The sequence below is a fragment of the Bacillus pumilus genome (assembly GCF_003431975.1).
Classification (GTDB): Bacteria; Bacillota; Bacilli; order Bacillales; family Bacillaceae; genus Bacillus; species Bacillus pumilus_N.
This window is the reverse complement of sequence record NZ_CP027116.1, coordinates 1-11,384: the sequence shown is the minus strand read 5'-3', so window position 1 is coordinate 11,384 and position 11,384 is coordinate 1. Positions and strand designations below refer to the sequence as shown.

The 11,384-nt window shown below is 42.5% G+C and carries 7 protein-coding genes, 2 tRNA genes and 1 rRNA gene; all 10 read right to left on the bottom strand.

Annotated features, from left to right (window positions below; all coding sequences use genetic code 11):
- Positions 1–67: 67 nt before the first annotated feature.
- Positions 68–143: transfer RNA gene (locus C5695_RS00050), tRNA-Ala, on the bottom strand.
- Positions 144–157: 14 nt separating this feature from the next.
- Positions 158–234, bottom strand: a tRNA-Ile gene (locus C5695_RS00045).
- Positions 235–329: 95 nt separating this feature from the next.
- A 16S ribosomal RNA gene (locus tag C5695_RS00040) occupies positions 330–1,878 on the bottom strand.
- A 366-nt stretch (positions 1,879–2,244) separates the two neighbouring features.
- The gene (gene gyrA, locus C5695_RS00035) at positions 2,245–4,749 is read right to left on the bottom strand and encodes a DNA gyrase subunit A (RefSeq protein WP_117728107.1); all 2,505 of its coding nucleotides are present in this window, start codon (positions 4,747–4,749) and stop codon (positions 2,245–2,247) included.
- A 230-nt stretch (positions 4,750–4,979) separates the two neighbouring features.
- Positions 4,980–6,896 (bottom strand): DNA topoisomerase (ATP-hydrolyzing) subunit B, encoded by a 1,917-nt coding sequence (gyrB, locus tag C5695_RS00030; RefSeq protein ID WP_117732949.1) that lies wholly within the window; start codon positions 6,894–6,896, stop codon positions 4,980–4,982.
- Between the two features lie 57 nt (positions 6,897–6,953).
- Positions 6,954–7,199, bottom strand: coding sequence for an extracellular matrix regulator RemB (gene remB / locus C5695_RS00025; RefSeq protein ID WP_117728105.1), 246 nt, complete (start codon positions 7,197–7,199; stop codon positions 6,954–6,956).
- Between the two features lie 17 nt (positions 7,200–7,216).
- Entirely contained in the window at positions 7,217–8,329 is a 1,113-nt protein-coding gene (gene recF, locus C5695_RS00020) for a DNA replication/repair protein RecF (protein WP_117728103.1), read from the bottom strand.
- A 16-nt stretch (positions 8,330–8,345) separates the two neighbouring features.
- Positions 8,346–8,561, bottom strand: coding sequence for a S4 domain-containing protein YaaA (yaaA, locus tag C5695_RS00015; protein ID WP_117728101.1), 216 nt, complete (start codon positions 8,559–8,561; stop codon positions 8,346–8,348).
- Positions 8,562–8,711: 150 nt separating this feature from the next.
- Complete coding sequence (gene dnaN / locus C5695_RS00010) at positions 8,712–9,848, bottom strand: DNA polymerase III subunit beta (protein ID WP_117728099.1); 1,137 nt, start codon at positions 9,846–9,848, stop codon at positions 8,712–8,714.
- 195 nt (positions 9,849–10,043) lie between these two features.
- The gene (dnaA, locus tag C5695_RS00005; protein WP_117728097.1) at positions 10,044–11,384 is read right to left on the bottom strand and encodes a chromosomal replication initiator protein DnaA; all 1,341 of its coding nucleotides are present in this window, start codon (positions 11,382–11,384) and stop codon (positions 10,044–10,046) included.

Sequence of the window (11,384 nt, the reverse complement as noted above, 5' to 3'; positions counted from 1 at the left end):
GATGAACTTTGCATTGCATTCAATGTGAATGTATTACTTATTGTTATCTAGTTTTCAAAGAACACGTTGGTGGAGCCTAGCGGGATCGAACCGCTGACCTCCTGCGTGCAAGGCAGGCGCTCTCCCAGCTGAGCTAAGGCCCCGATTTAATAGAAGATGGTGGGCCTGAGTGGACTCGAACCACCGACCTCACGCTTATCAGGCGTGCGCTCTAACCAGCTGAGCTACAGGCCCATCTTTCATATCGAAGATATGATGTTGTAGGATCTTTTCCAAGTTCCTTCAAAACTAAACAAGACGAAAACGCACACTGCTCCATATATCCTTAGAAAGGAGGTGATCCAGCCGCACCTTCCGATACGGCTACCTTGTTACGACTTCACCCCAATCATCTGCCCCACCTTCGGCGGCTGGCTCCATAAAGGTTACCTCACCGACTTCGGGTGTTGCAAACTCTCGTGGTGTGACGGGCGGTGTGTACAAGGCCCGGGAACGTATTCACCGCGGCATGCTGATCCGCGATTACTAGCGATTCCAGCTTCACGCAGTCGAGTTGCAGACTGCGATCCGAACTGAGAACAGATTTATGGGATTGGCTAAACCTTGCGGTCTCGCAGCCCTTTGTTCTGTCCATTGTAGCACGTGTGTAGCCCAGGTCATAAGGGGCATGATGATTTGACGTCATCCCCACCTTCCTCCGGTTTGTCACCGGCAGTCACCTTAGAGTGCCCAACTGAATGCTGGCAACTAAGATCAAGGGTTGCGCTCGTTGCGGGACTTAACCCAACATCTCACGACACGAGCTGACGACAACCATGCACCACCTGTCACTCTGTCCCCGAAGGGAAAGCCCTATCTCTAGGGTTGTCAAAGGATGTCAAGACCTGGTAAGGTTCTTCGCGTTGCTTCGAATTAAACCACATGCTCCACCGCTTGTGCGGGCCCCCGTCAATTCCTTTGAGTTTCAGTCTTGCGACCGTACTCCCCAGGCGGAGTGCTTAATGCGTTAGCTGCAGCACTAAGGGGCGGAAACCCCCTAACACTTAGCACTCATCGTTTACGGCGTGGACTACCAGGGTATCTAATCCTGTTCGCTCCCCACGCTTTCGCTCCTCAGCGTCAGTTACAGACCAGAGAGTCGCCTTCGCCACTGGTGTTCCTCCACATCTCTACGCATTTCACCGCTACACGTGGAATTCCACTCTCCTCTTCTGCACTCAAGTTTCCCAGTTTCCAATGACCCTCCCCGGTTGAGCCGGGGGCTTTCACATCAGACTTAAGAAACCGCCTGCGAGCCCTTTACGCCCAATAATTCCGGACAACGCTTGCCACCTACGTATTACCGCGGCTGCTGGCACGTAGTTAGCCGTGGCTTTCTGGTTAGGTACCGTCAAGGTGCGAGCAGTTACTCTCGCACTTGTTCTTCCCTAACAACAGAGCTTTACGATCCGAAAACCTTCATCACTCACGCGGCGTTGCTCCGTCAGACTTTCGTCCATTGCGGAAGATTCCCTACTGCTGCCTCCCGTAGGAGTCTGGGCCGTGTCTCAGTCCCAGTGTGGCCGATCACCCTCTCAGGTCGGCTACGCATCGTCGCCTTGGTGAGCCATTACCCCACCAACTAGCTAATGCGCCGCGGGTCCATCTGTAAGTGACAGCCGAAACCGTCTTTCATCCTTGAACCATGTGGTTCAAGGAACTATCCGGTATTAGCTCCGGTTTCCCGGAGTTATCCCAGTCTTACAGGCAGGTTACCCACGTGTTACTCACCCGTCCGCCGCTAACATCCGGGAGCAAGCTCCCTTCTGTTCGCTCGACTTGCATGTATTAGGCACGCCGCCAGCGTTCGTCCTGAGCCAGGATCAAACTCTCCGAAAAAGTACAAAACCGAAGTTTTGTTTTTCGTCAGCGTTTGACTGACTACCTATGATGTATCATAGGATTTTTTTACAAAAACTCGAATTAACAGGTACGTTTTGTCTTGTTTAGTTTTCAAAGAACTTGTGCGTCACTCTCTCAAAGCGACCACTTAAATATATCATATATCTCTATCAACAGTCAACATTTTTCTTGAAAAACATTTTATTTTTTTAAGAAGTTCTTACTGAGAAAGAGATAAAAAATAGAGCCTCTTTTTGCTCCTTTGAAAGATTAACATATATCTATAAAAAAAGCATTATAAATTTCAAAAAAACTCATGTTTTTTTATAAAAAAATAAAGCCGGTTCTTCACCGGCTTTATCTTTACTCAGATTCCTCTTGATCTGACTCTATATTTTCTACGTTTTCTTCACTATTCTCTTCTTCGTCTTCTTGTGATTGTTCGACTAATGCCACTGTAGCGACATGTTCATCATCACCAAGACGGATCAAACGGACACCTTGTGTGACTCGACCTGTTGTTGAAATGTCAGAAACGGCCATACGAATGATTACACCGCTCCCTGTAATAATCATCAAGTCTTCTTCAGCTTCAGCATTCGTTGCCTTCACTGTGACAAGCGGACCGTTATTGTCAGTCATCTTACACGTTTTAAGACCTTTACCGCCACGACTTTGAACACGGTATTCTTTTTCAGGGGTTAGCTTACCATATCCTTTTTCAGTTACGATCAATACGTTTGCATCTGGCTCAAGGATTTCCATACCAACGACAATGTCATCTTCGGCAAGTGTGATTCCTTTCACTCCAGCTGCCGTACGTCCCATCTCACGCACATCTGTTTCGTCAAAACGGATCAGCATACCCTTTTTCGTTCCAATGATGATTTGTTTTTCTCCATTGGTTAAACGAACAGCCATTAGTTCGTCTTCGTCACGAAGACTCAATGCAATAAGACCGTTGTTTCGAATGTTGGCAAACTGAGACAATGACGTTCGTTTGGATACACCATGTCTTGTTGTAAAGAAGAGATACGAATCTTCATCAAACTCGCTGACTGGAATAATGGCGTTAATCCATTCTCCCTTTTCTACTTCAAGAAGGTTAATGATCGGAATCCCTTTCGCTGTACGTCCGAATTCAGGAATCTCATACCCTTTCGCACGATAGACCTTCCCTTTATTAGAGAAGAAGAGGATCGTATCATGGGTCGATGTTGAGATCAGCTGTTCAACGAAATCATCTTCGTTGGTTCCCATTCCTTGGACGCCTTTACCGCCTCTTTTTTGACTGCGGTATGTCGATGCAGGGAGACGCTTGATATAACCATTATGAGTCAGTGTAATCACGATGTTCTCAACAGGAATTAAATCTTCGTCTTCAATCGTTTCGATACCAGCTGTCACAATTTCAGTGCGGCGCGTATCATTGAAGCGTTCCTTGATTTCTGTTAATTCTTCTCTAATGATTTCGAGAACTTTTTCATTGTCTGCTAAGATGGCTTTCAATTCAGCAATCAAATCAACAAGTCCTTTGTATTCATCTTCTATCTTTTCTCTTTCCAAACCAGTTAAGCGCTGAAGTCGCATGTCGAGAATGGCCTGTGCTTGTTTTTCAGACAAGCTATAGTTCTCCATTAAGCCATTTCTTGCAATTTCAGCAGTTTGAGAGCTTCTAATTAATGAAATGACTTCATCTAAGTGATCAAGGGCTATTCTTAAACCTTCTAGAATATGAGCTCTTGCTTCAGCTTTGCGAAGTTCATACGCCGTTCTTCTGCGAATGATTACTTTTTGATGCTCTAGATAATATTCAAGACATTGTTTGAGCGACAAAACTTTTGGTTGTCCATCAACAAGTGCCAATAAGTTGATTCCAAATGATGTTTGAAGCGTTGTCTGTTTATAAAGATTGTTTAATAGAACGTGGGCATTTGCGTCTCTTCGAAGTTCAATGACAATCCGCATCCCATTACGATCGGATTCGTCACGAAGATCTGTAATACCATCAATCTTTTTATCGCGCACAAGATCAGCAATTTTTTCGATCAAACGAGCTTTGTTGACCTGGTATGGAATCTCATTGATGACAATCCGCTGTTTACCGCTGGATGTTTCTTCAATGATAGACTTTGCACGTAATGTAATAGAGCCTCGGCCCGTTTCGTATGCTTTGCGGATTCCGCTTCGGCCAATGATTTGTCCCGCAGTTGGGAAGTCTGGACCTGGAATGACTTCCATTAGATCCTGCGTTGTCATTTCCGGGTTTTCACTAATTGCCAACACACCGTCAATGACTTCTCCTAGTTGATGAGGCGGAATGTTGGTTGCCATCCCTACTGCGATACCTGTTGCCCCATTGACTAGTAAGTTCGGGAAGCGAGCAGGCATAACGATTGGCTCTCTTTCACTGCCATCGTAGTTATCTTGATAATCAATCGTATCCTTTGTGATGTCACGGAGGATTTCCATTGAAATCTTAGAAAGACGCGCCTCAGTATAACGCATCGCTGCTGCACCATCTCCATCGACGGAGCCAAAGTTTCCGTGCCCTTCAACCAGCATGTTGCGATAGTTGAAGTCTTGTGCCATACGCACCATTGCTTCATATACTGCACTGTCACCGTGAGGGTGGTATTTACCGATAACTTCCCCAACGATACGTGCAGATTTCTTAAATGGTTTATCACTTGTCATACCTAGGTCATTCATCGCATACAAAATTCGTCGATGCACGGGCTTCAAACCATCTCGCACATCGGGTAAAGCACGCGACACAATAACACTCATTGCATAATCTAAAAAGGACGTACGCATTTCTTGACTAATATTCACTTCGCGTACATTTGGTTTATGTTGTTCACTCACTATAAGAACCTCCCTTTACGTATCACATGAAATAAATTATGTGGGAGTAAAATATGTATTTATCTTCACAAGACTATTCTCCATTATATCAATAATCTTGGCTTTATACACATTTATTTACTAGAAAATCAGCGGAAACGCAGAAAACCAGGACATTGGTTACATGCCTCTCATTCTTTAAAAACAACCTTATTCCAAACAAGAAATAAGGTTGTTCACATAGAGTCTATCTAGATATCAAGGTTTTTCACGTATTGTGCGTTTTCTTCGATAAAGTTTCGTCTCGGCTCTACTTTATCTCCCATCAGCATTTCAAATGTCTCATCAGCATCGATTGCATCCTCAAGCGTGACTTGAAGAAGTGTTCTCATTTCTGGATCCATTGTTGTTTCCCAAAGCTGAGTAGCATTCATCTCTCCAAGACCTTTATAACGCTGAAGTCCAGGCTTTGGTGTTTGAGGAAGTGATTTTAACAGCTCATCTAGCTGCTTATCGTTATATACGTATTCAACACGCTTCCCTTGTTGCACTTTATATAGAGGTGGCTGCGCAATATACACATAACCGCTTTCAATGATTTCGCGCATGTAACGATAGAAGAATGTTAAGAGCAGCGTTCGAATATGCGCTCCATCCACATCCGCATCTGTCATGATTACGATTTTATGATAGCGTGCTTTCTCTAAAGTGAAGTCTTCTCCGATTCCAGTACCTAGTGCTGTAATCATTGAACGAACCTCGTTGTTCGATAGAATTTTATCTAGTCGTGCTTTTTCCACGTTTAGAATTTTCCCTCTTAACGGTAAGATCGCTTGGAAATGACGATCCCGACCTTGCTTAGCAGATCCGCCCGCAGAATCCCCCTCTACGATATAAAGCTCAGAGATGGAAGGGTCTTTAGAAGAACAGTCTGCCAGTTTCCCAGGTAAGCTCGAAACTTCAAGAGCACTTTTACGTCTTGTCAGTTCACGCGCCTTTTTGGCAGCCATTCTTGCACGAGCTGCCATCAATCCCTTCTCCACGATTCTCTTCGCAGAGTCAGGGTTCTCTAATAGGAATTTCTCGAGTGCTTCAGAGAAAAGGGAGTCTGTGATGGTTCTCGCTTCTGAGTTCCCAAGCTTTGTCTTCGTTTGTCCTTCGAATTGAGGATCTGGATGTTTGATGGAGATAATGGCTGTTAAGCCTTCTCGCACGTCTTCACCGCTCAAATTCGAATCTCCATCTTTGAATACGCCATTTTTACGTGCATAATCATTAATGACACGCGTTAGACCTGTTTTAAAGCCTGCTTCGTGGGCTCCGCCTTCATACGTGTTGATATTATTGGCAAAGGAATAGATATTACTTGAATAGGAATCGTTGTATTGTAATGCCACTTCAACTGTAATTCCGTCTTTTTCACCCTCGATGTAAACAGGTTCTTCATGAACGACTTCTTTTGAGCGATTTAAATGTTCTACATAGCTCTTAATACCGCCTTCGTAGCAGTATTCATTTCTCCGCTCTTTGCCTTCACGCAAGTCTTCAATGATGATGTTTACACCTTTTGTTAAGAAAGCTAACTCACGAACGCGGTTGGCAAGTGTATCGTAATCAAATTCGATAGTTTCAGTGAAAATTTCTGGGTCAGGCACAAAATGAGTGGTAGTCCCGGTGACATCTGTTTCACCAATGATCTCTAAATCTCCAGCTGGGACACCGCGTTTGAACTGCTGATAATGAATTTTTCCGTCACGATATACGGTCACTTCTAAGGTTGTAGATAACGCATTTACAACAGATGCCCCTACACCATGCAGACCGCCAGATACTTTATATCCGCTGCCGTCGAATTTTCCGCCAGCGTGAAGAACAGTCATAATGACCTCTACAGCAGGACGTCCCATTTTCTCGTGAATCCCAACAGGAATTCCGCGACCATTATCTTTCACTGTAATGCTATTATCTTTTTCAATTTGCACTGTAATGTCTGTACAATAACCAGCTAACGCTTCATCAATACTGTTGTCGACAATTTCCCATACAAGATGGTGAAGTCCTTTTGCACTGGTTGACCCAATGTACATTCCTGGACGTTTTCTAACAGCTTCTAGTCCTTCAAGCACCTGTATCTGATTTTCATCATAACTATTATGTTGCTGTTCCATTGCCACGTACATTCACCTACACTTTTCTTAAACGATATATTTATATGAATTGAGCTTTTAGACTTCAATTTCAATCACAAATGAAGCACGTTTTTTGAGCGTGCTTGAGGAAAGAGGAGAGTAATAAACAGATTCATTTGTGACGACGATGGATTTGGGTGTCCCTTGTGATAACGAAACGATTTGTTCTTCTTGTTTTTGGAGAAACTCTTCTACAACAGAAGACGACCTCATTTTGTAATCAACAATTGCGACAATCTCTCGTGTAGAAACAACACAATCATCACCTAAATGGATATACAAGACTCACACCTCATTTATCAGTCAATTACTTTTCCACTGGCTACTCTGAAAATTTCCGCTTCTTTCAGGGTGTCATGATCGATGCCTTCAACACTCGTTGTGGTGACGAAGGTCTGTACACGTCCCTGAATGGTATGGAGCAAATGAGACTGTCTGTAATCATCTAGTTCAGATAAAACATCATCTAGTAGAAGAATGGGATATTCACCGATTTCTTCATGTATCAAATCAATTTCTGCAAGCTTTAGTGAAAGAGCTGTTGTTCTTTGTTGCCCTTGAGATCCATATGTCTGAACATCACGACCATTCACAAAGAAAAGAAGGTCATCTCTGTGAGGTCCCCACAGTGTCACACCTCGGTCTACTTCTCTGTCTCTTAGTTTCTGAAACGATTCTTCATAGCTATTCTTTATTTTCGACAAGTCTGACGCTTCTGATACCTCTATCGCCGTCTGGTATTGGAGCGTGAGTGTTTCTAGCTCTCTAGATATCCCAAAATGCAACGGCTGTGCCCATTTTTCGAGCTGTTTCGTAAAAATCAGTCGTCTTTTAACAACTTTCGCTGCCGCATCAATCAACTGCTCTGTTAAAATCTCCAGCATCGCTTGATCCGTCTGCTTTCTTGTCTGCAATTGTTTCAAGTAATGATTCCGCTGAGAGAGGATTTTTTGATAGAGCGATAAATCATGCAAGTAGACAGCAGAAACTTGTCCAATCTCCATGTCGAGGAATCTTCTGCGGATTTGCGGGCTGCCCTTCACAAGACTCAAGTCCTCTGGTGCAAACATAATGGTGTTTAGCGCACCAACATAATGACTGAGCTTCTGTTGTTCAATATGATTGACCTTGCCCTTTTTCCCTTTTTTTGAGATCACGAGCTGCATTGGGAGTGGACCATTTTTTTTGATGACTCTACCTTCTATTTTAGCATAGTCTTCGTCCCATCGGATAAGTTCTTTATCATTTGACGTACGATGAGACTTTGCCATCGACAATACATAGATCGCTTCCATCAAGTTCGTTTTACCTTGGGCATTCTCACCGATCATGACATTCACCTTGTTGTCGAATTGAAGCTCGGTGTGTTCATAGTTTCGGTATGAAGTTAACGCCAGACTTTGAATGTACATGTATTGTCACCCGTTTCTAATTCACAACTTGAAATGTGCCATAACCTTCTATCTCGACAACATCTCCTGGGTATAGTTTGCGTCCCCGTCTATTATCTGGCTCTTGATTAATGAACACTTCATGTTCACTTAAAAACCATTTCGCCATTCCGCCAGATTGGATGACTTCGGCTAATTTCAAAAACTGCCCTAATGTAATCATTTCTGTTTCAATGGTTATTTGATTAGGCATTGTATCGACCTCTTTCAATATCACTAATATCTAATTGTACTAAAAAACAAGACAAGAAGGAAAGGGGGAAAGCGAACTAGGGCGTTAGAAAGCATGGTAAACGAGAAGAAAAGCTGCTGTGCACTCACACAGCAGCCATTTGAGATTGAATTAATATGTTCTTACCGGAAGAATCAACTGCAAGATCGAATCATCATTCGGCGTGCGAAGCAGGAATGGTCTCATGGCTCCAGTAAAGCTTACATGAATTTCTGTTCCCTCTAATACTTTTAATGCATCAAGCATATATTTGGGACTAAAGGAGATTTTGAGATCCTCCCCTTTAATGTCATCCGCTTGAACCGTCTCCACAACTTTACCGATTTCAGGTGAATTAGAAGAGATTTCAAGGCTTTGCGCAGGATCAGCCGACAGCTTGACGACATTATTGCGACCTTCTCTTGCCAAAAGTGATGCACGATCAATAGCTTGAAGGAACTCTTTTGTGTTGACCACAACATCTGTTTTACTTTCCTGCGGGATCAGACGAGCTGTATCTGGATAATTCCCATCCAGCAATCTTGAGAAGAATAATACATTTTGTGCTTTAAAGAGAACTTGCGTTTCTGTAATTACAATACTTACAAGATCTTGCCCATCATCAAGAATTTTACTTAGTTCTGTTAAGCTCTTCCCTGGAATCACGACATTGTATGAGCTTTCCTCGTTAATATCTAAGTTCGCTTTCCTTAAAGCTAGACGGTGGCTATCCGTTGCTGTGCATATTAATTCACCTTTTTCCACCTTCCAGTTTACACCTGTCAAGATAGGCCGTGTTTCTGAGGTGGACACTGCAAAAACAGTTTGGCGAATTAAGTTTTTAAGCAGGTCTGTCGGAATTTGAAATGCATGATGCTCTTCAATTTGCGGAAGATGCGGATATTCTTCAGCATCTAAACCGTTTAAGTTAAATTCCGCTGAACCAGAGCGGATGATTGTAAGATGGTTTTGCTCTACTTCAATTTCGACAGTCGCCATTGGCAGTTTCTTAACAATCTCACTAAAGAAACGGGCCTGAAGTACAATACTTCCTGGACGATCGATCGTGATTACTTCTAAATCTCCATCTCTTTGGGGAATAAAGGATTCAATTGAGATATCAGAATCACTTCCTGTTAGAGAAACCCCCTCATCAGATGCAACAATTTTAATCCCTGTCAAAATAGGAATCGTTGTTCTAGAGGATACGGCCTTTAATACATCTTGGACACTTTGGACAAGACGATCTTTTTGAATCGTGAATTTCATAGTGGTCCTCCTAAATTTTCTTAATGACATGTATATATATTTTATTAATAAAAATCGTAGAAGTAATAGTAGGGCTTGTGAATATGTGGATAAGTCAGTGAAAAGAAAGGAAAGACAGCCTATCCACATGTGGACAGACTGTGCATGACTATGTTCTAGTTATTCACATTTTCCCGTACTTATGATATCAGCTTATTATTTTAATTGTTCTTTGATTTCTTTCACATGCTGCTGAAGCTGTTCATCTTCAACGATTAATTTGGAAATCTTCTCATGAGCATGAATGACAGTCGTATGATCACGTCCACCAAATTCTTCGCCTATTTTAGGTAGAGATGAATCGGTCATTTCTCTAGAGAGATACATGGCAATTTGTCTTGGATAAGCAACTGACTTCGTACGTTTCTTCGCTTTGAAATCTTCTAAGCGGATATTAAATTGCTGCCCTACAATTCTTTGAATATCTTTAATTGTAATAACTCTCGGCTTTGATGAAGGAATAATGTCCTTTAGCGCCTCTGCTGCTAGATCTGCATTGATGTCTTTATTGATTAAAGAAGAGTAAGCAACGACACGAATCAAAGCACCCTCCAGTTCACGAATGTTGCTGTCGATTTGATTGGCAATATAGAGCATGACTTCGTTTGGAATGTCTAAGCCTTCAGCTTTTGCCTTTTTTCGCAAGATCGCAATACGCGTTTCTAAATCTGGCGGGGTAATGTCTGTGATTAGGCCCCATTCAAATCGAGAGCGTAATCTGTCTTCAAGTGTCGGAATTTCTTTTGGTGGTCGGTCACTAGAAATGACGATTTGCTTACTTTCTTCGTGAAGTGTGTTGAATGTATGGAAAAACTCTTCTTGTGTTTGTTCTTTTCCTGCTAAAAATTGAATATCATCTATCAAAAGCACATCTACATTCCGATAGCGATTCCGGAAGTCGACAGCTTTGTTGTCTCGGATTGAGTTGATAAATTCATTTGTAAATTTTTCAGATGATAGATAGACGACCTTGGCTGATGGATTATGGTCGATGACATAATGACCAATCGCATGCATCAAGTGAGTCTTTCCTAAACCAACGCCCCCATAAATAAAGAGCGGGTTATATGCTTTTGCTGGTGCTTCTGCAACTGCAAGTGAAGCAGCATGCGCAAATCGGTTGCCTGAACCAATAACAAAAGTATCAAATGTATATTTTGGATTCAGCATATTTTGTGGAATATCAACGGGCTCTTCTTTAGACATTTTTTTAATTGGAGATTTTGGCATGGCATCCTCTTCGTCCTGATTTTGAGGAATAATAAATTTTATGCTGAGCTCTTCACCTGTCAACTCGTAGATGGTATCAGCAATTAAGTGGAGATATCTTGATTCCAGCCAGTCTCTAGCAAATTCATTAGGTGCCGTAATTGTAAGCGTATCTCCTTGAAGAGAATGAGCTTTGGTCGACTTCATCCATGTCTCAAAACTAGGTTTGCTTAATTTTGTCTCTATTTTTTGAAGTGCTTTATTCCACAGATCCAAAATATTTTCCAT

What these genes read in the sequence shown, in the direction of transcription:
- gyrB (WP_117732949.1), bottom strand. Translation starts at nt 6,896, where the DNA reads ATGGAACAGCAACATAATAGTTATGATGAAAATCAGATACAGGTGCTT.
- recF (WP_117728103.1), bottom strand. Translation starts at nt 8,329, where the DNA reads ATGTACATTCAAAGTCTGGCGTTAACTTCATACCGAAACTATGAACAC.
- yaaA (WP_117728101.1), bottom strand. Translation starts at nt 8,561, where the DNA reads ATGCCTAATCAAATAACCATTGAAACAGAAATGATTACATTAGGGCAG.
- dnaN (WP_117728099.1), bottom strand. Translation starts at nt 9,848, where the DNA reads ATGAAATTCACGATTCAAAAAGATCGTCTTGTCCAAAGTGTCCAAGAT.
- dnaA (WP_117728097.1), bottom strand. Translation starts at nt 11,384, where the DNA reads ATGGAAAATATTTTGGATCTGTGGAATAAAGCACTTCAAAAAATAGAG.